The following is a 22,139-nucleotide window of genomic DNA, read 5'->3' on the forward strand; positions in this document are numbered from 1 at the left end:
GAGTTTCTATTCCGCGAGGGCTTGCACAGGATCCAGCCTTGAAGCCTTGATCGCAGGATGAAGGCCGAAAAAGATGCCTGTACATACACTTACCGAAAAGGCTATAAGGGAGCCCGAAAAATTGGGCAAAAAAACGATTTCGGGCGGAAAAAAGAAGTTTACAATCAGTTTACTGATCACAAGCCCCAGCACAATCCCTATAAGCCCCCCTGTAAGAGTAAGAGATGCCGACTCTATTAAAAACTGCATCCTTATTGCTTTGCCTGTAGCCCCGAGAGCTTTCCGTATTCCTATTTCTTTTCGGCGTTCGGTAACCGTAACAAGCATTATGTTCATAATGCCAATGCCTCCGACTAGGAGGGATATGCCTGCAATGGCCGAAAGCACAAGCCCCACCATCCCCGTAATCTTATTCATCTGTTCAAATTGCTGGCGGGCAGAGTAAACCCAGATAGCAAAGCGGTTTCCTCCCGATAATTCTTCTGAAAAATCATGAATCTTTGCCTCAACCTTTGAAGTGTCCTTAGGCTCAAAGATAACGACTTCTGCTGTCCAAACAGCATCAGCCATTTTTCCCGGCAGCTTACTCATAGCAAATTTTCTTGGGACAAAGACGGCATCCGAAGTGCGCAGCACCCATGTGTTCTTAGTCTTTACAACACCTATAACTTGAAGGCGCACAATATGGGGAGGAGCATTTTCTCCGCTTGAAGGAATCTGCAAGGTAATAAATTTCCCGACAGCGCGGCCTTCAGGAAAAAGCTGATAAGCTATCCTGTCGCCTATAATTGCCTTTTCCGCTCCCGTAGAATAATCCGAAGAAGAAAAAAAACTACCGTAATCCATGACCACTCGGTGAGACTCAAGCCTTTCGGCCTCTATTCCCTCTATATCGCTAATTTCAATCCGCAAGTTATTCCTTACAACTGCGGCTTGAAAACGGTTTGAATAAAAAACGCGTTTTATCTCGGGGATTTTTTGTTTGAGTTTCTTGCGGAAGACCTCGTCAAACTTTATAAACTCCTCATCTCCGAATTCGGGGTTTCCCCTCTGAGTGCCTATGTTGATTATATCCATGCTGAACTCTTCAAATTCTTTTACCATGCTGTTTGAAAGAGAGCTTGCAAGACTCGTAACAATTATAACTGAGGTAACGCCTATAACTATACCCAACAGGGAAAGAAGGGTTCGCATCTTGTTCGTTTTAAAATTATGAAGGGCATTTATAAAATCCTCAAACATTTTCTTCCCCTTTTTGTTTAAAATCGGCGGCATTAAGGGAATCGGCTACCACAAGCCCGTCTTTTAGATGGATTGAACGGGGAGCAAGAGAAGCAATTTCTTGATCGTGAGTTACCATTATGACGGCTGTCCCCGTTTTGTTTATCGTTATAAAAAGATCCAAGACAGAATGTCCCGTTTCGGAATCAAGGGCACCCGTGGGCTCATCGGCCAAAATAATCTTAGGATTTGTAACAAGGGCCCTCGCGATGGCAACCCTCTGCTTTTGTCCGCCTGAAAGCTCACCCGGCCTGTGTTTTAACCTGTCGGAAAGGCCAACCTTTTCAAGCTCTTCTGCAGCCCGTTTTTTTCTTTTATCTAAGGAAAGCCCCTGATATCTCAAGGGGAGCATTACGTTTTCAAGCACATTTAGATTGGGAAGGAGGTAGTATTGCTGAAAAACAAAGCCTACGGTTTTATTCCGTAAGGCGGCAAGCTCGTTTTCTGTCATGTCGGCAGTGATTACACCGTCCACATAAATTTTCCCCGAAGTCGGCCTGTCGAGACAGCCTATCATATTCATGCAGGTGGACTTACCAGAGCCCGACGGCCCCATTATAGAAACAAAAGAAGATTCTTCTATTTTAAAGGAAACCCCGGCAAGTGCCCTAACGGTTGTTTCTCCCATCTCAAAGGTTTTAACTACATTTTCAAGGCGTATAATATCGGCCATAACTAAAACCTCTACCAAGCAGGAGGCGTCATGCCCGGAGTGTTCACCCTCAGAGTGTCCCCTTCCTTTAAGCCCGACAAGACCTTTACGGTACCCGGAGTATAGGCTTCCACCTCGATATTTACTCTCTCAACCTTTCCGTTTTCAAGAAGTCTTTCAACGTAGGGCTCGCCCTTATCGTAGGAAATTGCCGCTTGATCCAAAAGGAGAACCTCTTCGTCTTCTCCTGCAATGATGCTGCCGCTAAAAGAATAGCCGGGCAAGACGTTCTCGGGGAGCTTATCGACAACTATCTTTGTTTCTATCACAGTGGAACCCCTTTGGGCACTGGATTTGGCTATAGAAGAATGGTAGGTAACGCGGCCTTCAACCTCTTCATCTCCCAAGGCTTGAAAGTTAAGGATGACCTTCTGCCCTATCTTTAACCTTGGAACATCCCTTTCGGAAACATCCACTGTGGATTTAAAAAAGGAGCGGTCTATAATGACTCCGAAATTATCCTTGGGCATAACATAGGAGCCTTCGGTCAAATCAAAGGAAACGACTATACCGTCAAACTTTGCATAAACGCTTCTATCCCTCAGGGCTCGTTTTAAAGATTCAAGCTCAAGTTTCATCAATTCAAGGTTCTTGGAATAACCTTGTAATTGTTCCTTTTCAATGAGAAATTCCTGTTTTGCAACCTGAAAGGTTTGATAGGTATTGTCAAGGGCAAAGATAAGGTCGCCTTTTTTTACGGTATCTCCCTCCTTTACCGCAACCTTCTTTATAAGGCCCTCTCCCGGTGATTGAAGGTTTTGCTGTTGGGCGGGCTGAATATAACCTGAGATTTGAATTATATCCCGTATTATTTCTTTCGTTACTGTGACTGTTCGAGAAAAATCTTCAGTTCTCTTTTTAGGTAAAAAAAGAATCCAAACTATCGAAAGCGTTATAATTACGGTTAATATTATCAAAATAACCCTTTTACTCTTTTTCCGTTTTTTATCCTGCATTTATTTTTCCTCTATATTGAAAGCATCTTTTATTTCGGCATTAAAAGCATTTACGGCAATATGAGAATCGGTCAAACCCAAAAGCGCGTTAATATATTGTAAGTAGGCCTGCCTATTCTCCAGAGAGTTTATAAGTCCCCGCTCAAACCATTTTGCATGTTCTTCGGCATTTTCTTTATAAATGTCCAGCTCTTCGGCATAACGGATTTGCTGCCATTCAAGCCGTTCCCACTTAAGCTTAAAAGTGTTGAAGTCCTTGGCAAAGTTTTGCCTTACGGTGCCGAGCTTTATCTTTTCGCCTGATTCGGTCAGGGCCGCATTCTTTTTGCTAAGAGAATAATCATAAATTGCCAGCGGGTTTACCGAAAAAGATATCTGCATAGAAGGAACTGAAGCCTTTTCCAAGGGCATGGTAAGCCCCGTATTAATATTCACTCCCGGCAACATCATAGAAAGACCGGAACTTAAACTCTTGGTCTTACTCGTATATGAATCGGTATACGAATAAGCTAAATTGGCAGAAGCCGAAAATGGGCTTAAATCCATTTTATTTTTTTCGAGGAGTTTGTCATAGGCCCTTTCAGCTTTGATAAGGGGCTTATAGTTTTCGGCTTTTAGATTTTCGATAGAAATCAATTTTTGCTGAGGTATGCTTTTTGCAAGATTTATAAAAAAAGCATCCTCATCTTTTTTTTCTATTTTAAGACCGCAGGATTCAAAAAAAAGACGGGCAGACACTTCAAAAGAAAATTCTGTTTCTTTTTCGGCCCGCTCGGCACTTATCAAATTAAGCCGGGCGGTTCTTAATTTGGAAGAGGTTTGAGAATATCCTTCTGCAAGAATTTGCTTGTAGTTTATATCGGCCTGAATGCCGGCAAGGCGCTTTGCAAGAAGCCCAGAATACTCGCTTAAAATCTTTTGAATGTCGCTTAAAAGTTTATTGTCGGCAAGCTCTTTTTTCATCCCGGCCTTCTTTTCGGCCTCTTTAAGAGCATCCAATGAGGCTTCAATCTCCTGCTTTTTTCTTTTGCGGGCTTGACTGTAAATATCTCCCGACAGGGCGAGAGAAAAGCCTGATGTGCGCTGCATTTCATTTCCCGTATAAGAATAAGGAGCCGACAGCTTTAGTCCAAGATTATTATAAAGAGGCAGCCCCGCCGAAACCGAGGGATCGATGGAAAAAAAAGTTTTATCTTTTTCGGTGCTAAGATTAAAATTTAAGGTAGAACCAAAATTAAAGACAAAAATGGAGTTAAGTCTTACGGATTTATAATTATTTAAGGCTATTTTTGCTTCGTTTTCAGTCAAAATAAGATCGGGATCATTTTTATAGCGGTATTCCAAAATATTCTTATAAATATTTTCTTGAACATAAATATTTTTGTCTGCATAAACATTTTCTTCCGCAAAAAGAGTACCTAAGAAAAGAAAAAGAGAAATATAAAAATGGTTGTGTTTATTTTTTAGCATTTTTAATCCTTATGGAATTGCACGGCATTAAAATTACAAAAAAATAATAAAAAAGTCAAGGATCGGGATGGATCTACGGATGGATGACTATAAAAGCCGGATTCCCCTTATAAAAGTTTAAAAAATATGCTACAATTAATTCCTAATTATGAATTACTTTACAGGGGTGGGTAGAAAATGAGCGATATTCGAAGACTGCCTATTGGTGTTCAAAGTTTTTCGGTTTTGCGTAATGAGGGCTTTGTCTATATAGATAAAACGGAATATATATTGAAACTTGCAGCCGAAAGCAGAGTATACTTTTTAGGCCGTCCGCGCCGTTTCGGTAAAAGTCTTTTTCTTTCCACCTTAAAGGCTTACTTTTTAGGTAAAAAAGAACTTTTTAAAGGGCTTTATATTGAAGAAGCAGAACAAAGGCAGGCGGAAAAAGAAGGGCGCGAATCCTGGGGAAATTATCCTGTTCTCCACTTGGATTTTAATGCGGGGATTTATGATACAAGGGAGAGTCTTATAAACCGTTTTCTTTCGTTTTTTAACGAATACGAAGAAATCTACAAAAGCACAGGACTCGATATCCCCGACCGCTTTAAAAACCTGATAAAAAAGATTTACGAGACAACCGGCAGGCAAGTTGTTATTCTCGTGGACGAATACGATAAACCTCTCCTTGAAACCATGATTATAAATGAACCCTTAAACGAAGAGTATAGGCGTATCTTAAAAGGTTTTTACGGGGTAATTAAGTCTTGTGATGACTATATCCGTTTTGCCTTTTTAACGGGGGTTACCAAATTCAGCAAGGTCAGCATCTTTAGCGATTTAAACAATTTGCGGGACATAAGTATGCTTCCCGATTATGATGCTGTATGCGGTATTACTCAAAAAGAAATGGAAGAAGTTTTTAAACCCGAAATAATCGCGCTTGGAAAAGCTCAAGATTTGACCGAAGATGAGACCCTCACAAAGCTAAAACAAAAATATGACGGCTATCATTTTTCAGAAAACTTTGTAAATGTGTATAATCCGTTCAGCCTCTTAAATGTCTTTGCAGGAAAGGTATTCCGCAGCTTTTGGTTTGCAACAGGAACGCCCACATTTTTGGTCAGAACATTAGAACATCAAAAAGAAATTTACATTCGCGATATTTTGGAAGATGCGGAAATGAGCGAAAATGCCTTACAGGATTACCGCCCCGATATGAATAACCCTATTCCCATTTTATTCCAATCGGGTTATTTAACGATAAAAGATTATGACAAGGAATTTCAGCTTTACAAATTAGGCTTTCCCAATGACGAAGTAAAATACGGTTTTTTGGATAACCTTGTGCCTGCTTATACCTCTATTGCAAAGGATGCAAGCGGTTTATTTATCGCAAATTTTGTAAGAGATATCGAAAATGGCAAAACCGAATCCTTTATGAAAAGAATGTATGCGGCTTGCGCAGGCCTTCCTTACAGTCTTGCTTCAAAGGAAAATGTGCAGATGAGGGAAAGGGATTACCAGATAGCATTTTACATAATTTTCAGCCTCATGGGGCAGTTTGTACAAACAGAGGTAGTAAGCTCAAAAGGAAGAGCCGATTGCGTGCTTCACACCGATGATACAATCTACATCTGCATGAAATAACAACTATGACTCGGAAAAAGAAAATTAACAACGAAGAGTGCGACCTTGAATATTATAAAACGGCTGCTCTTTTTTGGGAAACCTATGCAAAGAATATCGAAGCGGAACTTGCAAAACAAGGTAAAAAAAAACTCGTTTTGAAAACGATGGAGGACTGCCTATCAATAGCACCGCACACGAAGATACGGAAATTGTGTAAAGTTGCAGGAGTTTCAAAGTCAACATTCTATTATAACCGGAAGAACGACAGTCAGGCACAGAAGGATGCACAAATCGTAACTTTGCTTAAGAAACTGCCCAAGGAAGTCCTATTACGGCGAGGAAACAAGGCGAAAGCGAATATTATAAGACAAAAATTCGGTGTTCTTGTGAATCACAAGCGCATCGAGCGTATTTGCCGAGCATATGGCCTTCTTGCGAAGAATAGAAGAAGAAAGTTTCCTAAACATTATTACGAGCAGCGCAAGCAAAACAAGCAAAACCTACCTGAGAATATTCTGAATCGTCAATTCTATGCAGCAGAACCGCTTAAAAAACTCTGTACGGATGTATCATATTTTCGTACCACAAAAGGATGGTTGTATCTAAGTCCTGTGCTTGATTTATATAGAAATCAGATTAGTGCATACCACATGTCGACTCATAATGATGAAAAACCGGTTATGGATATGTTGGATAAACTTCCATGCCTTGAACCCGGAGCGCTTCTCCATTCCGATCAAGGCGCAGTATACACTTCCAAAGCATATACAAATCGCCTTAGGGAAAAGAAAATCATTCAAAGTATGAGCCGTAGGGCAACCTGCCGGGATAATGCCTGTATGGAACATTTTTTCGGAACTCTCAAAATAGAAAGCGGATATAACGAGCTAATAAAAATCAGAACTCCGACAGAACAAGAAGTGAGAGCTCTGATTGACAATTTTATAAAATATTACAATAATGAGCGTATTCAAAAGAATCTCGGCTGGCAGCCGCCGGTCGAAAAATATGCTTAAACTGTCCTAAAATGTGGGGGCAGTTCACAAGTTTCCCTTTCCCCCTAATTTACAGCTTCTCCACCTCTTCTTTACTAAGACCTGTAACTTTTGAAATAATTTCTACGGCAAGCCCTATATCAAGCAAGTTTTTTGCAGTTTCAAGCTTATTTTGGTATGCACCATCAGCAAAGCCGCGTTCAAGACCTTGTTCAAGACCTTGTTGCATACCTTGATGATACCCCTCACTTATACATGAAGCTCTATCGTGTTCGTATTTCATTCGGGACTCGTATAGCCACTTATCTCTGGGGCTCATTTCCATAATTTCTATCGTTGCATTTGCTTTTCTCATCATCGGTGATTCTTGTGCCAGCATATTACGTACCTCCGGATCGTCAGTTTCGATAAATTTCAGCCAATTTAATAAGTGTTTTGTTTTATCATTTTTGCATTGACCTTCTTTTAAAAGCCTTGCCTTTTCAAGGTTTAATATATGAATCTCAAGTTTTGAAACTAAGGGCTCTTTTGTATCTTGCTCCAATACAACATACTTGTTGTGTAAACGCCTATTTTTGTTAAAGCCTTCCCCTATCAAGTTTATTGTAATACACTTTGGAAGTTTTGTATAGTCTTGACCTTGTTTTATACCCTCGTTGTACATTTTAGACCAATAATATAAGGTCCTTTCAGGAAAATCACGATGCCACCTATTTTGAATTTCAATATCGACAAAGGTGTCGTCTTTTAGCCGTAACTTGATATCCAAGATGCCCAATTTTTCAGTTATAAGTTCCTTATGAAACTCCTTGTCCAGCAGCTCCAAACCTGCGATAGTTTCAGGCGGAATGTCTAAGATACATTCTAAAAAATCCTGTAAAACATCCTTATTTTCCTCTGTTCCGAATATACGTTTAAAAGCGTAATCATTGCGGAGGGTTATTTTAAAAAGTTTTTTCATATTTCACCTCTTCAATAATTTTTTAAAAGAAGAAAAATTTTCCCTTTCATAATTATTATAGAGATTGTTTGTAATAGATAGTAAAATTTAAAAAAATTAGGAAATGTCGAGCACAGAAAACTAGTTTTTATCAAACGGCAAAGTGCGAATGCCATTTGTACTTCGACACTCGCACTTTGTACTTCGCAGTTAATGCGGGAATTTATTTTCAAAAGAAGCTAATACCTTGTCTGTTGCCGGGCGGGCATCTATATCTACTATTAATTTCTTTTTTGCATAATAATCTATAAGCGGGGCTGTTTGACTTCTGTAAGTCTCAAGGCGCTTTTGGATAGCTTCGATTTTATCGTCGGGGCGGGTAATGAGCTCTCCCGAACATGAGTCGCAAATACCTTCTTTTTTCGGCTTTACGAATTCGATATGAAAACTTTGACCGCATGAGGAACAAACCCGTCTTCCTGAAAGCCGCTTGATAACCTCATCATCGCTTATATCGAAGTTGACAACGGAATCAATTTTCACTATATGCTCCAAAGCATCGGCCTGAGCAATTGTACGGGGAAAGCCGTCCAGAATAAAGCCTTTTTTGGTGTCATCCTTTTCCAATCTTTCCTTTACAAGGGCGATTGTAAGATCGTCGCTTACCAAGGCCCCGGAATCAATGACAGCCTTAACCTTTTTTCCCAAATCGGTTTGATCCTTTATTGCAGCCCTAAAAAGATCTCCGGTTGAAATATGGGGGATCTTATACGATTTTGAAACCTCAAAAGCGAGGGTTCCCTTTCCTGCGCCCGGAGGGCCCAAAAAAATACAGTTCATTTTTCTCTTCCTTTTTTAACAATATTTATATAAAGAACCTTAAAGTGCGTGTATTGGTCATTTTAGATAAGTGGCCGATTATGTATGTTCCCACCATGGCGGTTAAGGCATCAATTGCGGCAGCTACCGAGCCTATAAAAAAGGCTGCCGGGCGCAAAATTAAAAAGCCCGATTCAAAGCCCCTGCCGTATATAGCACAAACTGCAACAAGGGAAACGTAGGTTCCCGTTACGGGGAAACGGCCCAAAAAGAATGAAAAAACGGTTGAAACACCTACAAGCCAAAACATATCCTTTACGCTTATACCCAAACTGGAATAGGACTTTAAAATTACGATAAAACTGATCGTAACGACCATTGCACTCCCAGCCCTGCCAAAAACCGAAAAAACAGGCAAGGATACTGAAGAAATTCTCCTTCTTACACCCAAGCTCTCATTGGAATGGCGCAATAAGACAGGCAGAGTTAAATTGGTATCGCCCGAAAAAAAGGCAGCACAAACAGGGGCTATCGAAGCATAAAGAATTTTATAAGGATTTATATCCCTGCATATTATTTTTAAGATTATAGGATATATGATTAAGGCTATTATAAAAAAATCTATCAACAAAAGTACAACCAGACCCGTAAAAAATTTGGTAGAAAGCATGGCTTGAAACTTGATAAACCAGTTCACCGATACGGCTATAAGCCCTATCGAAAACATATCTACAAAAAAGGCCATAACGGCATAAGAAATTCTGGAAAGCGAATCAAAGAGGGTTAAAGCAGGCTTTGAAATATTTTTATCGACGGCACAAGCGGCCCCTGCAAAACCTGCAAAGATACAGAGGGGAAGAATATAAAGTCCGTCCATAAGGGCTTCAAAGGCGCTTGAAGGAAACAGCCGTAAAAAGGACTCCATAACGCCCAAATTTTCGACAGAACTTGTCTCTTCAACAAAGATAGGTATTCTCGGCGGAGAGCTGATAGAAATAGAAATCAAACCTAAAAAGGCTGCCAAAAAGGACGAAAGAATAATAAAGACGGCAATATATATCGAAAGTTTTAGTAATGAACGGCTTTCGCGCAATTTAGATATACTTACGGTAAACCCAAAAAATAAAACGGGATATAAGGAATAGCGGCCGAATTGAATAGCAATATTAGAAGCAAAATCAACAGCTGCATTAAAAAACGCACTATCGGAAGAAGAAAGGACTGCAATTATAATACCTAGAGCAGAACCTATAAGATATTTTATCCAAATTTTCATGGTTCATTTTACAAAAAGAAAATGATTGAGTCAATAGACTAAAAAGCTTCTCCCGTTGTTTGAACAAGGGAGTCGATTATACTGCTCATATCTTCAAGACCGTAAAGGGTAAAATAGACCTTCCAAAATTTAAAAGATGCGGAATTAAGCATTTCTTGGCTAGGCACAAAATTATGGTCGAAGTATTTATCTACCTTGTATGTCAGATTGGGATTTTTTTCGGCATAGACCACAAGGGTTTTAAAATCGTATCCGTCCCCTGCGATTAAAGAATCGAAGAGAGCCTTCATTGATTTTTCGTTAATCTCATTCTCGAAGCAAAAAAGATTTTTTAACTTAGAATTTGAACTCAGGGTAAGATTTTCTATTTTGTTGCGGTAGCAATAAAGCTCTTCAAGCTCCTTCAACGAAGAAATATCCAAATCCTTTATTTCATTGGAATCGCAAGAAAGTTTTTGAAGCTTTGTGTTAAGACTTATCAAAAGTTTATCGAGCTCGTTTTTTCCGCAATCTAAAAACTTGAGCTCCTTGTTTTGAAAAAGAATCAAGTCGTTAAGTTTATTAGCCCTGCAATTAAGTCTGGTTAATTTTATATTTTTGGTTAAGTCAAGATTAGTTAAACCGGAATTTTCACAATCAAGCTCTTTTAGCTCAACGTTTTTTGTAAGATCAAGGGCTTTTAAGTTTACATAGCTTATATCAAGGTATTCAAGACCGGGAAAAGCGGAAAAATCTACCTCTTGAATCGTTGTTTTAGCTAAGCCAAGTTTTTTTAAGTCTTTTAACGAAGAAAAATCAGGCTTATCCATTTTCTTATTTCCTTCAAGAATCAGATTTTCAAGAGAAGGACAGTCGAAAAATTCTATATTCTTTAAACCCGAAAAAGAGATATCCAAGAGCTTCAAAGACGGAGCCTTTATTATTTTAACTCTGCTTAAAATTTCTGCATTATGGATTTTAAGCTCTTTTATATCGCCCAAGAATGCAAGAGAATTTTTTGCTATAAATATTTCGGTTACTGAACCGTCGGCAGGGATTTCCGAAGGGACGGCACCTTCAATTTTGATGTTTTTATCGGCTTTAACGCTTAAACCGATTTTTTTGTTTACAGCCTCAAATTCAAAAATAAGGGAGGCTTCATTTAAGGCTTTTTGGTATAAGGCCTCAGCCTTATTTTTCTCGTTATCAGTTGATTGAAGGCCCTTATCTTTTTTTTCAAGGATAAGTCCGGCTTGTGAACCGGGCGCAGCTTGTGCTTCTTTATTTTCAACCCCTATTTTTTCTTCCTTTTCGGAACACGAAAAAACAAGGAAGCTAAAAATAATCAAAGCTGCTAAGGTCTTTAACATAGCCGGACTCTTTCAATAATGTTTACTTCATTATGTAGGTTTTAATCGGCGGGAAGCCGTTAAATTCTACTGAAGCATAACTGGATGTATAGGCACCGGTTGTAAGGAAGTATACCCTGTCTCCGGGCTTAAGGTTGGTAGGAAGACTGTATTTATAGTCTTCATACATAATATCCATACTGTCACATGTAGGACCTGCCAAAACGACCTCACCCCATTTTTTGCAGCCCTCATCCTTATCGGTAACGATAGGATATTTTAAGGACTCGTTTAGGGTTTCGATAAGACCGTTAAAGAGACCTGTATCAAGATATACCCATCTAAAGAGGGCTGTGTTGTTTTTGCGCGAAATCATAACAACCTCGGTTACCAAAATACCGCTGTCTCCTACAAGGGAGCGGCCGGGTTCCAAAATAATTCGGGGGCGTTCATCGCCGAAGTCATCTTCCAAGTATCTGTTGATTTCGGAAGCGTACTCGCTTAAATCGTTTGCAGGCGTAACATAAGAAGCAGGGAAGCCTCCTCCCATGTTTACCATCTCAAGCTTGATATCCTCTTCTTCTTCCAAAGAGCCCATGAGGTATTTTGTCTTTGCAATGGCATCGTTCCACTGACCGATATCCCTCTGCTGGCTTCCTACGTGGAAAGAAATACCATAAGGAATAAGTCCTGAATCTCTAGCCTGAATACAAAGGTCATAAGCCATATCGGGATGGCAGCCGAATTTTCTTGACAGAGGCCAGTCGGCACTGGTGGTATTTTCAACCAGAATTCTCACATAAACTCTTGAGCCGGGAGCAAATTGAGCTATATTTTTAAGGTCGTCCTTACTGTCTGTGGCAAACATCCTAACGCCTTTTTCATAAAAATAAGCAATGTCTTTTGCTTTTTTTATGGTGTTACCGTAGCTGACTCTTTCAGGGCTTACACCTAATTTTAAAACCTTATCGAGTTCATAACGTGAAGCTATGTCAAAGCATGAGCCCATCTCATTGAGCATTGTAATAATTTCTTCGTGCGGGTTTGCCTTAATTGCATAAAAAACATCCGCATAGGGGAAATTTTCTTTTAACTTTTGATAATTTTTTTTGATTGTTTTTAGGTTGATAACAACACAGGGCGTTTCCAGATTTTCTGAAAAACTCATAAAGTGTTTCCACTCAGAATCGCTAATGTAATCCTTTCTTTCCATTAGGCCGACCTCCCAAAAAATAGTAATAATAGATTACCTTATAAAGCTATTTTGCATAACTGTCAATAGTATTAAGGCATAAAAAAGGCTTTTTTTTAATATTTTCAATCTAAAAACAGAAAAAACTTAATATTTTTCTATATATATGTATTGAATATATTTCAATTTTGTGGTATTCTGAGCCCTAGAACATATATTATCCTTATGTATTCGGAGTCGTTCAAACGGCTCCTTTTTTGTATGCGAAGGGTATGTTGGGAGGAGGTTGAAGTGGAATTTATTCAAAAAAAAGATATTCCGTACTTTACCGAATGTGAACCTCTTGTTGAAGGACTCGGCTTTAAACTGGTTGATCTGAATGTCCTTCATAAAAAAGATGTTTGGCAGGTTAAGGCGGTAATAAAATCCGAAAAAGGGGTCGGTATCAAGGACTGTACCTCCGTACACAGAAGTCTTCAACCCCGTATTGAAGCCCTCATAGGCTCGCAAGACGTAGCGATGGAAGTCAGCTCTCCGGGAATAAACCGGCTTGTAAAGCGGGCTGTCGAGTTTTACGCCTTTATAGGAGAACAAGCCCAAATTTGGGACAACAGTATTACTGACTGGCGGCACGGAATTATAAGAGAAGTAAATTCCGAAGGCCTTGTTTTAAATTCTGATAATCAAGACATTCAAATTCCGTATCAGGATATAAAAAAAGCCAGATGTAATCTTTAAGAATAATTTTAGCTTTGTTAAGGAGATTTAATGAAATGTCTGAAGGAATAATCGAGGCAATTCGGGAATTTGCGCAGGAAAAAGGGATTGATGACGATTTTGTTTTACACATTGTAGAACAGGCCCTAAAAGCGTCTTATAAAAAACAATTCGGAACAGATGCAAATGCCGTATTTAATGAAGAAACAGGAAAGATATACTCAAAGAAAATAATAACGGAGCAGGCAAAAACTCCTGTTTTTGATATCGGCTTAGAAGAAGCAAAAAAACTTGCCCCCTCCTGCGAGGCCGGCGATGAACTCTTAGTTGAAGTCGATCCGAAAACCTTCGGCATTAATTCTGTCAAGGTCGGAATGCAAAGAGCAATCCAATGTATAAGAGAAATGCAAAAAGACTCTCTTTATGCAGAATACAGTACAAAGGTAGGCGAAATCATCATCGGCTACTACCATAGAGAACGCAACGGAAACATCTATGTAGATTTGGGAAAGGTCGAAGGCTTATTACCTAAAAAATATCAGTCTCCGGGAGATCACTTCGGACGAAATGTGGCAGCCGGAGAAGAATCAAGAATAAAGGCTCTTGTACGGGAAGTAAAAAAACACCGACAGTCAAATGTAGTACAGCTAATCCTTTCAAGAACCGATGCGGAATTTGTAAGACAGATACTGGAGCTGGAAGTACCTGAAATTGAAAGCGGAATAGTAAAAATTCATAATATTGTAAGAGAACCCGGTTATAGAACAAAGATATCGGTTTCAACAGACAGGGATGATATAGATCCTGTAGGAGCCTGTGTTGGAGCAAAGGGAGCTAGAATTCAAGCAGTCATCGCAGAACTGGATGATGAAAAGATAGATATTCTGCCGTACTCCGAAGATCCTAAGGCTTATATAAAAAGTGCCCTTTCGCCTGCTGAGGTTATGGATGTTATTATCTTTGATGCAGAAAAAAAGAAGGCATATGCAATAGTATCCGACTCCCAATTGTCATTGGCTATAGGAAAGCAAGGTTTGAATGTGCGTCTTGCAAACCGCCTTGTAGACTGGAACATAGAAGTAAAAACCGAAGAACAGTATAAAAAGATGGATATTTATACTGATGCACGAAAGGCTGTTGAAAACTTATTTACCGATGAAGATAAGGATGAAGAGGAAGAGTATGAGGAAATTTCCAATGTTTCCGAACTTCCCGGAATTACCGAAGACATTCTAACGGTATTACGCAATAACGAAATTGAAGACGTACAAGACTTGATTAATATGGAAGATGATGAAATCAGGGCCTTGGAAGGTCTTACCGCCGAAATGGCTGATACTCTTCTTGACATTATAGCTAATGCCGTTGAAGTTGTAGAAGACGATGAAGATGAAAGCGATGAAGAAAGCGAACCTGTTTCGGATGATGAGGGAGAGGTTGAAGAATTCGAATGCCCTGAGTGCGGTCATAAAATAACGATAGATATGACAAAATGCCCTAATTGCGGAGTAGATCTTGCTTTTGAATATGAGGACGAAGAGTAGGAGTAATATGGATATAGAAAACACAAATAAACCTGATGTAATTCTCAACAAAAAAAGCGGTAAAGCAGCAGAAGCTAAGCCTGAGTCCGTAAAAACAGACTCTAAAAAAAAGGTCGTTGTAAAGGTTTCAAAAACTTCGACAGGAAAATCCAAGAAGCCTGAATCTTCCGAAGAATCTTCAGGCGGTAAAACATCCGGAAAACAGGTTATTTCCGTTAAAAAGGTTTCGCCCCAGAGCTCAAAACCTGTAGATACCTCTGCAAAAGAAAGAAAACCGGATGAAAGGCTTGATGAAACAAAGAAGGCTCCACCTCGCGCTGAAGATAAGAGGAGCGATCAGCCTTCCGCACAAAATGAAAAGCGAAGTTCCGATTCCGTAAAACCGGATTCGGTAAAAAGGGAAGAAAAACAGCCTGAAAGAAAAAAGCCGGCAGCTTCTTCGATAGAATCGATAGATTTTGCAAGCAAACGGCCTAATGTAAAAGCCGGTAACCTTGCAGACTCAGGCCGAAGAAATAACCGCAGCCAAGGTAACCGCCCTCAAAGACCCGGAGGTCAGGGTCAAGGCCAAACCGGACAAGGGCGCAGACGTGAAAGCAATTTTTCGGGAGCCCAAGCCCGTGCCTACTCGGACGGAAAAAAGCAGGGCTTTAGAACAGGTCAAGGCGGACAGCAGGGACGAACAGGCGACAGGCCTCAAAACAGGCCCGGCTTCGGCGGCCCAAGGCCCGGAGCAGCTCCGGCCCCTATTCCTGTCGAAAAAAACAAGGCTCAAACAAATAAAAAAGCCCACAAGGCCAAAAAAGAAATATATAACAAGAAAAACAAGGAAGACGAATTTTTTGAAGAACGCCTCTTAAATCAAAAGAAAAAGCAAAAAGAAAAAATTCATAATATTCCTAAACAGATCGAGATAATGGAATCGATTTCCGTTTCCGAATTGGCCAAGAAGATGAACCTAAAGGCTTCCGAGCTTATCGGAAAACTCATGGGCATGGGAATGATGGTTACCATGAATCAGTCCATCGATGCCGACACGGCCACCATTCTTGCATCGGAATATGAATGCGATGTCAAGATTGTAAGCCTCTATGATGAAACGGTTATCGAAAGCAAGGAAGACGATTTATCGGAACTGAACCCGAGGCCGCCCGTTGTAACCATAATGGGACACGTTGACCACGGTAAGACTAAGACCCTTGACGCAATCCGAAGCTCCAACGTTATAGCAGGAGAGTTCGGAGGAATTACCCAGCACATAGGTGCTTATACGGTAAACACCCACGGAGGAAAAATTACCTTCCTCGATACTCCCGGTCACGAAGCCTTTACCATGATGCGTGCACGAGGAGCGGAAATTACCGATATAGTTGTTTTGGTAGTTGCTGCCGATGACGGCGTTATGCCCCAAACAATCGAAGCCATCAACCACGCACGCGATGCAAAGGTTCCTATAATAGTTGCAGTAAACAAGGTCGATAAACCTGAGGCAAATGTAGACAAGGTAAAAACCCGCCTTTCCGAATTGGGTCTTATGCCCGAAGAATGGGGCGGAGACACCATGTTTGTCGAAATCTCGGCTCTAAAAAAATTGGGATTGGATAACCTCCTTGATACAATCCTCCTTCAAGCCGAGGTGCTTGAGCTTAAGGCCAACTATACATGCAATGCGGAAGGAAAGGTTATAGAATCCCGCATTGACCACGGAAGAGGCGTCGTTGCAACAATTATCGTTCAGCGCGGAACCTTGAGAACGGGAGATCCTTATGTTGCAGGTATTTATTCGGGCCGTGTAAGAGCCATTTTCAATGACAGGGGAGAAAAAATCGACGAAGCGACCCCCAGTATGCCTGTTGAAATTCTCGGTCTTGAAGGTATGCCCAATGCAGGAGATCCCTTCCAAGTTACCGATTCGGAACGCATTGCCCGCCAGATTTCGGATAAGAGGCAGGAACTCAAAAGATTTGAAGATTCAAGGAACGTTAAGAAGGTTACCCTCGATAACCTCTATGAAACAATCCATGACGGCGAAATATTGGAGCTCAAGGTTATCATCAAGGGAGACGTTCAAGGTTCGGTAGAAGCCTTAAAGCAATCCTTGGAAAAACTTTCTACGCCAGAAATAAGGCTCAACGTAATACACGCTTCGGCAGGTGCAATCAATGACTCCGATGTTATGCTTGCAGCAGCGGACTCGAACGCTCTTATTATAGGATTTAACGTACGCCCCACTCCTCAGGCCAAACTTTTGGCCGATCAGGAAAAGGTCGACATAAGAAAATACACGGTTATCTACAAGGCTGTTGAAGAAATTCAGATGGCCATGGAAGGAATGCTTTCGCCCGATATTAAAGAACAGGTTATCGGTATGGTTGAAGTTAGAAATACCTTTAAGGTTCCCAAAATCGGAAAGATTGCCGGCTGTTATGTTCTTGAAGGCGTCGTAAAGAGAAACTGTGCAGTACACGTTATCCGTGAAGGCATAGTCGTTCACTCGGGAAAACTTTCTTCATTGAAGAGGTTCAAGGACGATGCAAAAGAAGTTGCAGCAGGCTTTGAATGCGGTATCGGCATCGAAGACTTTAACGATATACAGGTCGATGACCAATTAGAAATTATCGAGATGATTCAGGTTGCCCGAAAGTTGAGCGACAGCGAACACTACAAGGCGCCCGAAATCAAAGAAGAAGGAACCGAAACCAATGAGTGAGTTTAGGCTTGCCAGATTAGGAGAGCAGATAAGGGAAGAAATCTCAAGCCTTATCTGCTCGGGCAAAATAAAAGATCCGAGAGTTTCTTCTCTTCTTTCGGTTAACAGGGTAATTGTTTCAGGCGACCTTGCCTATGCTAAGGTCTATGTTTCAAGCTTTTTGGATGAACATAAGACAAAGCAGGGTGTCCGCGGCTTGGAAAATGCATCGGGCTTTATAAGAACCAGCCTTGCAAAAAAACTTCACATAAGGCAGTGCCCCGAACTCAGCTTTATATTCGATAAGAGTATAAAGGAAGGAATCGACATGGTAAACAAACTTGAAAGCCTTGAATATTTTACCGAGCCTGATGAAGACCTATCTTAAAAATGGAACAAAATAAAAACCTGATAGTCCCGTTTGCAAAGCAGGCGGGATTAACCAGCTTTGCCTCAATGTCGGCCGTAAAAAAAGCCCTTTCGACAAAAAAGGTAGGCCACACAGGAACCTTGGATCTTTTTGCAGACGGCCTTTTGGTTCTTCTTACAGGGCAATTAACCCGCCTTGCCGATATAATTTCGGCCGAAAAAAAGGCCTATGAAGCATGGATGGAATTCGGAATAGAAACGGATACCCTCGATCCTGAGGGCGAGATTATCGCCGAGGCTCCCCTTCCCTCTTATAAAAATTTAACGGAAGCAATCCCCTCTTTTTTAGGCAAAATACTCCAAAGACCGCCCGAATTTTCTGCAATAAAGATAAACGGAAAGCGGGCTTCCGACAGAATACGCAGCGGAGAAAAGATAGAAATTGCATCGCGGAAAATAGAAATTTTTAAGCTAAATTTAAAAAAAATAATTACCGATGGCGGTTTGGAATTTACAGAAAGTGATTTTTTAAACATAAATGCCGATACAAAGATAAAATATACCCATATAAGCGTGGAATGTTCAAAGGGAACCTACATACGCTCCCTTGTAAGGGACATGGCAAAAAAAGCTCACTCCTGTGCCTATGTCTCGGCCTTGCGGAGAACTGCCGTTGGAAGCTTTAAGCTTGAAGAGGCTGCAGGTTTTTCTCTATTAGATGATTTTTCTGCAGCACCTCATGAGAGTTTTTGCAATATGGATGATAAGCCGGTTTTCTACAAACCGAAAGAGATTGAAATTTCAGAAATAGAGGCAAAGGCTTTTTCATTCTCGCCTAAAACGGCAGAAAGCCTAAGATTACCTCAAATCTTTTTGGATAGAAGGTATCTAAACGATTTTTATAACGGGAAAAAAATGAAAACCAATTGGTTTTTAAACGATGAAGAAGTTTTCAAAAATACCAACGGCTCAGCTTCAGAGAAGAAAAAAACATGTGTATTTTGCGATAATTTATGGATAGGTATTATAGGAATAAGCAAAAACTATTTGAAATATGAAACCGTTATAAAAAACTAAAGGCCTAGCGCTTTAATTCAAAACGTTAAGCCTTTTAGACGGTAAGTCTATTTTTTTAACTTACTGTAATGCATGTCTTCCTGAAGGAGAAGCCGAACAGCGTATACCGTAGCTGGTTACAACTCTGTCTCCTAAAGTTTTTGTCTCACGGCCGCAGTGAATACAATGCGAACCGTCAGCTATGATAACATGTTTTTTTGACACGCTCGCAGGACACTTATATCCGTTATCGTCACTTTCCAAGTTCGGTCCTACAGGCCTAACTTCTTTTCCGCAATATTTACACTTCATAAAATAACTCCTGACCTTGTTTGATTGCTATAATTTTCGGCATAATAAATGCTTTATATTAAAGGCTTAATTTGATATTTAGTTACAAAATACCATAATATACTTAAAGTAAGATATAAGATAAAATTTACTCAATTTTAGGAAAATCGTCAAGAGAAATTTTCACGAACAGTAAATTTTATGAATTTAAAGGGTCTATTTTGTTTCCAAGAACTTTCAGAACTGAAAAAATTAACCAAATAATTTTTATAAACCCGTGTAATCTGTAATAAATAAAAATAGCCGGTTACACGGTATCTGCTCCCTTGAATTTTTATCAAAATATAATTAAAATACTCTTAAAGGAGCTCACTCTATGATCTTATTAGAAAAAATAAATGAGAACTCTTATAAGCTTATAAAACAGAATATGATTAAAAATCTAGCCGAAGCTCTTATTCAAACTAAAAAAGCAAAAGCATTAACAGCTATTGATCTAGCAGAAAAAGAACTTAACAACATATTGACAGAAGGCATAAAAACAAAGAATCACAATCTATATATTATTAAAAACAACAGTCAAAAAATAGGCTATCTTTGGTATTTTATAATTACACATAATAAAGCAACATTTCCTTTTGTGATGGATATAAACATAGATGAAAAATATAAAAATAAAGGTTATGGAAAACAAACCATGATACTGCTTGAAAAAGAAATTATCAATTTAGGTTATAATAAAATAAGACTTCACGTACTTTTAAGTAATACAATTGCATATAATATGTATAAACACTTAAATTATAAAACCATTAAAAGAATAGATGGTGGAGAAATATTGGAAAAGAAATTAAGTGCAAGCTTTCAAGGAGACCTAAATATGTATGCACACACACTGTAAGCTCCGGGAAAGCACACATCTTCCAAAATAAGGAAATATGCATTGCAAGGGCAGTAGTAGACGAAACGTCGAAAACTATAAGTCGGTTTATACCCGAAAAAAGGGTATCCGATTTTGAAGAACTTATAAATAAAACAGGAGCTGCATACATGGTTAAGTTATCCGCTAAAATCGGAGAGCCTTATTATAAAAAGCATGTAGACTATTTTTAACAAATGAAAGAAAATATTACACCTGATGCAATTAAAACTATCCTCAATTCACAGCTTAAACAAAATGAATTTCAAAACATTGAATATGTGCTCATGGAAGGGCATACTTATCCGGACTTATTTAAAGGAATAACAGGGAACAATGATTTTTTTGCGATAAAATTACGGCAAAAATCGGAGAGCATTAGAAATTCACTTAAATATTTAAATGCTTTAAATGACAGTGAAAACTTGATTTTAAAATATAAAAATACTATTGAAACGGAAAATTACTATATTTTTATAAGCGAATGGCTTAAAGGGATTCAGCCTATCAAAACCGATAGACATTTGATAAAAGAATTTTTTAAAAAACTTGCATACTTAAATTTAAAAAATAAATCTTCAAGCTCTTTTTCCTCTATGTACTTGGACGGTAAAACTTATCCTTCAATCGAAGATATGATAAATGCTGAAGCCCTACCCTATCTCGAAATATACAATGGCAAACACGATAAAAAAATTATTAAAAAAAATATTGAAAATCTAAACTCAAGTTTAGGCTGCATTATCCTTGAAGATATGAATACCGGAAATATGTTTAAAACCGAAAAAGGCGATTTAAAAATAATAGACAGCGAACATATTACTTCCGGTTTAAATTTATACCAGTTTGAGCATATAAATATTTTAGGCTTAAATAAAAAAGAATGGTATAATATTACCGATGAAGCAAAAGAAGTTTTAAACGCATATTTTTCCGAAATAGGCGAAAATAAAAATAAGGCATTTTTACAAATAAAAGCCTTTGCAATTTTAAGCTTTTTACGGGAGCTTTATTTTCAAATTTGGCAAAAAAAAGAAATAGATTATTCCGAAAAAGATAAAACACTCGATAGAATATTAAATTGCACAATTGAAGAGGTTCTTTAATAATGAGCATAGATTCAATCATCCTCACCGATAAAATTATTTCACAAAAAGAAGTTAAAGACTTTCTTAAAAAAGCAAATCTTAACCTAAAGGGAAAACTAATAGGCTTATTCGATAAAGAAAAAATAATCGGCGCAGGCAGTCTTTATACAAATTATTTCCACCCATACAGGGATTATATAAATGTCTATATCGATGAAGATTACAGGAATATGGGATTAGGAAGAATTCTTTTAAAAGCTCTAAAAGAAAAATCCGATAAAAAAAGATTTCAGGTTATGTGTTCTTCCGAAAAAAAAGGGCTTATTCAATTTTTAATTAAAGAAGGCTTTACTTTAATCAGAAGGTCATACAGTTTCGATTTAAAAAAAGAATCTCAAAATATGTTTTTGTCAAAAGAATCTTCCAATGAATTTAAAAACATGCAGATAAAATCTCTTATAAAATTAAATGCAGCCGAAAAAGAAAATTTTAAAAATATTTTTTATTTTAATTATGCCGATACACATAAAAACATAAATCCCTTAAATGCAGACATAAGCATAAAAGAATTTTCAAAAGAGCTTTTAGCCGATTGTGATAAAGAAAAATCCTCATGTTTGGTTTTTAATAATGAAATCCTAGCCTACATGATAGTCTATATGGAAGACTTTCCTGAAATCGGTTACCTTGGAGGGAAAACTATTGAAGACATCGGTATTTATCTAAACTATTTTCAAGTTATAATCAATAATTTATTAACTTATTATGAACAAATTTGTTTTGAAATAGATGATACCGATTATTATGCTTTTCCATTAATAAATGCTCTAGAGATTGACTCTAAAGAATCGTATAATACATATGTACTCGATTAGATAATTTTATG

20 protein-coding genes are annotated in these 22,139 nt (G+C 38.7%); 10 read left to right on the forward strand and 10 right to left on the reverse strand.

The window, feature by feature from the left end:
• Positions 1–6: 6 nt before the first annotated feature.
• The 4 genes from E4O07_RS07890 to E4O07_RS07905 are packed head-to-tail and all read right to left on the reverse strand — an operon-like array spanning position 7 to position 4,419.
• Complete coding sequence (locus E4O07_RS07890; protein ID WP_253684912.1) at positions 7–1,242, reverse strand: ABC transporter permease; 1,236 nt, start codon at positions 1,240–1,242, stop codon at positions 7–9.
• Positions 1,235–1,954 (reverse strand): ABC transporter ATP-binding protein, encoded by a 720-nt coding sequence (locus E4O07_RS07895; protein WP_253684913.1) that lies wholly within the window; start codon positions 1,952–1,954, stop codon positions 1,235–1,237. Before E4O07_RS07895 ends, E4O07_RS07890 begins: the two co-directional genes overlap by 8 nt.
• A gap of 11 nt (positions 1,955–1,965) precedes the next feature.
• A complete protein-coding gene (locus E4O07_RS07900) occupies positions 1,966–2,949 on the reverse strand; it encodes an efflux RND transporter periplasmic adaptor subunit (RefSeq protein WP_253684914.1) in 984 nt (327 codons plus the stop codon).
• Positions 2,950–4,419 carry a hypothetical protein gene (locus tag E4O07_RS07905; protein WP_253684915.1) on the reverse strand — a complete coding sequence of 490 codons (1,470 nt, stop codon included), beginning with the start codon at positions 4,417–4,419 and terminating at the stop codon, positions 2,950–2,952.
• A 177-nt stretch (positions 4,420–4,596) separates the two neighbouring features.
• On the opposite strand from E4O07_RS07905, the gene E4O07_RS07910 reads away from it, so the two are divergent.
• Entirely contained in the window at positions 4,597–6,048 is a 1,452-nt protein-coding gene (locus E4O07_RS07910) for an ATP-binding protein (RefSeq protein ID WP_253684916.1), read from the forward strand.
• A gap of 5 nt (positions 6,049–6,053) precedes the next feature.
• Complete coding sequence (locus E4O07_RS07915; RefSeq protein WP_253684917.1) at positions 6,054–7,046, forward strand: IS3 family transposase; 993 nt, start codon at positions 6,054–6,056, stop codon at positions 7,044–7,046.
• A 49-nt stretch (positions 7,047–7,095) separates the two neighbouring features.
• Here the strand turns inward: E4O07_RS07915 and E4O07_RS07920 are convergent, their stop codons facing one another.
• The 5 genes from E4O07_RS07920 to E4O07_RS07940 all read right to left on the reverse strand — a co-directional run bounded on the left by E4O07_RS07920 (position 7,096) and on the right by E4O07_RS07940 (position 12,601).
• The gene (locus E4O07_RS07920; protein WP_253684918.1) at positions 7,096–7,986 is read right to left on the reverse strand and encodes an Rpn family recombination-promoting nuclease/putative transposase; all 891 of its coding nucleotides are present in this window, start codon (positions 7,984–7,986) and stop codon (positions 7,096–7,098) included.
• A 189-nt stretch (positions 7,987–8,175) separates the two neighbouring features.
• Positions 8,176–8,805, reverse strand: coding sequence for an adenylate kinase (locus E4O07_RS07925; protein WP_253684919.1), 630 nt, complete (start codon positions 8,803–8,805; stop codon positions 8,176–8,178).
• 25 nt (positions 8,806–8,830) lie between these two features.
• Entirely contained in the window at positions 8,831–10,060 is a 1,230-nt protein-coding gene (locus E4O07_RS07930) for a dicarboxylate/amino acid:cation symporter (protein ID WP_253684920.1), read from the reverse strand.
• A 38-nt stretch (positions 10,061–10,098) separates the two neighbouring features.
• Positions 10,099–11,409: a leucine-rich repeat domain-containing protein gene (locus E4O07_RS07935; protein WP_253684921.1), complete on the reverse strand. Its 1,311-nt coding sequence runs from the start codon at positions 11,407–11,409 to the stop codon at positions 10,099–10,101.
• Between the two features lie 22 nt (positions 11,410–11,431).
• A complete protein-coding gene (locus E4O07_RS07940; protein ID WP_253684922.1) occupies positions 11,432–12,601 on the reverse strand; it encodes a type III PLP-dependent enzyme in 1,170 nt (389 codons plus the stop codon).
• Between the two features lie 270 nt (positions 12,602–12,871).
• On the opposite strand from E4O07_RS07940, the gene rimP reads away from it, so the two are divergent.
• Genes rimP through truB form a run of 5 tightly spaced genes read left to right on the forward strand, consistent with a single transcriptional unit; the run spans position 12,872 to position 18,976 of the window.
• Positions 12,872–13,318 carry a ribosome maturation factor RimP gene (gene rimP / locus E4O07_RS07945; RefSeq protein ID WP_253684923.1) on the forward strand — a complete coding sequence of 149 codons (447 nt, stop codon included), beginning with the start codon at positions 12,872–12,874 and terminating at the stop codon, positions 13,316–13,318.
• Positions 13,319–13,353: 35 nt separating this feature from the next.
• Entirely contained in the window at positions 13,354–14,841 is a 1,488-nt protein-coding gene (nusA, locus tag E4O07_RS07950) for a transcription termination factor NusA (protein WP_253684924.1), read from the forward strand.
• A gap of 7 nt (positions 14,842–14,848) precedes the next feature.
• On the forward strand, positions 14,849–17,551 hold the full coding sequence (infB, locus tag E4O07_RS07955) for a translation initiation factor IF-2 (RefSeq protein WP_253684925.1): 2,703 nt from the start codon (positions 14,849–14,851) through the stop codon (positions 17,549–17,551).
• A complete protein-coding gene (gene rbfA, locus E4O07_RS07960; RefSeq protein ID WP_253684926.1) occupies positions 17,544–17,918 on the forward strand; it encodes a 30S ribosome-binding factor RbfA in 375 nt (124 codons plus the stop codon). The genes infB and rbfA overlap by 8 nt, the downstream gene beginning before the upstream one ends.
• 2 nt (positions 17,919–17,920) lie before the next feature.
• Positions 17,921–18,976, forward strand: coding sequence for a tRNA pseudouridine(55) synthase TruB (gene truB, locus E4O07_RS07965; protein ID WP_253684927.1), 1,056 nt, complete (start codon positions 17,921–17,923; stop codon positions 18,974–18,976).
• Positions 18,977–19,036: 60 nt separating this feature from the next.
• Here the strand turns inward: truB and E4O07_RS07970 are convergent, their stop codons facing one another.
• Positions 19,037–19,267: a hypothetical protein gene (locus E4O07_RS07970; protein WP_253684928.1), complete on the reverse strand. Its 231-nt coding sequence runs from the start codon at positions 19,265–19,267 to the stop codon at positions 19,037–19,039.
• Between the two features lie 355 nt (positions 19,268–19,622).
• On the opposite strand from E4O07_RS07970, the gene E4O07_RS07975 reads away from it, so the two are divergent.
• The 3 genes from E4O07_RS07975 (at position 19,623) to E4O07_RS07985 (ending at position 22,128) form a co-directional block, all read left to right on the forward strand.
• Positions 19,623–20,147: a GNAT family N-acetyltransferase gene (locus E4O07_RS07975; RefSeq protein WP_253684929.1), complete on the forward strand. Its 525-nt coding sequence runs from the start codon at positions 19,623–19,625 to the stop codon at positions 20,145–20,147.
• Positions 20,148–20,362: 215 nt separating this feature from the next.
• Positions 20,363–21,271 carry a hypothetical protein gene (locus E4O07_RS07980; protein ID WP_253684930.1) on the forward strand — a complete coding sequence of 303 codons (909 nt, stop codon included), beginning with the start codon at positions 20,363–20,365 and terminating at the stop codon, positions 21,269–21,271.
• 2 nt (positions 21,272–21,273) lie between these two features.
• Positions 21,274–22,128 carry a GNAT family N-acetyltransferase gene (locus tag E4O07_RS07985; protein ID WP_253684931.1) on the forward strand — a complete coding sequence of 285 codons (855 nt, stop codon included), beginning with the start codon at positions 21,274–21,276 and terminating at the stop codon, positions 22,126–22,128.
• Positions 22,129–22,139 lie beyond the last annotated feature (11 nt).

This window comes from Treponema sp. OMZ 798 (genome assembly GCF_024181385.1).
Classification (GTDB): domain Bacteria; phylum Spirochaetota; class Spirochaetia; order Treponematales; family Treponemataceae; genus Treponema_B.

Excerpts from the sequence above, each read along its gene's own strand:
- E4O07_RS07930 (WP_253684920.1), bottom strand. The coding sequence starts at position 10,060 with ATGAAAATTTGGATAAAATATCTTATAGGTTCTGCTCTAGGTATTATA.
- E4O07_RS07900 (WP_253684914.1), bottom strand. The coding sequence starts at position 2,949 with ATGCAGGATAAAAAACGGAAAAAGAGTAAAAGGGTTATTTTGATAATA.
- E4O07_RS07890 (WP_253684912.1), bottom strand. The coding sequence starts at position 1,242 with ATGTTTGAGGATTTTATAAATGCCCTTCATAATTTTAAAACGAACAAG.
- E4O07_RS07925 (WP_253684919.1), bottom strand. The coding sequence starts at position 8,805 with ATGAACTGTATTTTTTTGGGCCCTCCGGGCGCAGGAAAGGGAACCCTC.
- E4O07_RS07975 (WP_253684929.1), top strand. The coding sequence starts at position 19,623 with ATGATCTTATTAGAAAAAATAAATGAGAACTCTTATAAGCTTATAAAA.
- E4O07_RS07980 (WP_253684930.1), top strand. The coding sequence starts at position 20,363 with ATGAAAGAAAATATTACACCTGATGCAATTAAAACTATCCTCAATTCA.
- E4O07_RS07915 (WP_253684917.1), top strand. The coding sequence starts at position 6,054 with ATGACTCGGAAAAAGAAAATTAACAACGAAGAGTGCGACCTTGAATAT.
- E4O07_RS07905 (WP_253684915.1), bottom strand. The coding sequence starts at position 4,419 with ATGCTAAAAAATAAACACAACCATTTTTATATTTCTCTTTTTCTTTTC.
- truB (WP_253684927.1), top strand. The coding sequence starts at position 17,921 with ATGGAACAAAATAAAAACCTGATAGTCCCGTTTGCAAAGCAGGCGGGA.
- E4O07_RS07940 (WP_253684922.1), bottom strand. The coding sequence starts at position 12,601 with ATGGAAAGAAAGGATTACATTAGCGATTCTGAGTGGAAACACTTTATG.
- E4O07_RS07920 (WP_253684918.1), bottom strand. The coding sequence starts at position 7,986 with ATGAAAAAACTTTTTAAAATAACCCTCCGCAATGATTACGCTTTTAAA.
- E4O07_RS07895 (WP_253684913.1), bottom strand. The coding sequence starts at position 1,954 with ATGGCCGATATTATACGCCTTGAAAATGTAGTTAAAACCTTTGAGATG.
- nusA (WP_253684924.1), top strand. The coding sequence starts at position 13,354 with ATGTCTGAAGGAATAATCGAGGCAATTCGGGAATTTGCGCAGGAAAAA.
- infB (WP_253684925.1), top strand. The coding sequence starts at position 14,849 with ATGGATATAGAAAACACAAATAAACCTGATGTAATTCTCAACAAAAAA.
- E4O07_RS07970 (WP_253684928.1), bottom strand. The coding sequence starts at position 19,267 with ATGAAGTGTAAATATTGCGGAAAAGAAGTTAGGCCTGTAGGACCGAAC.
- E4O07_RS07985 (WP_253684931.1), top strand. The coding sequence starts at position 21,274 with ATGAGCATAGATTCAATCATCCTCACCGATAAAATTATTTCACAAAAA.
- rbfA (WP_253684926.1), top strand. The coding sequence starts at position 17,544 with ATGAGTGAGTTTAGGCTTGCCAGATTAGGAGAGCAGATAAGGGAAGAA.
- E4O07_RS07910 (WP_253684916.1), top strand. The coding sequence starts at position 4,597 with ATGAGCGATATTCGAAGACTGCCTATTGGTGTTCAAAGTTTTTCGGTT.
- E4O07_RS07935 (WP_253684921.1), bottom strand. The coding sequence starts at position 11,409 with ATGTTAAAGACCTTAGCAGCTTTGATTATTTTTAGCTTCCTTGTTTTT.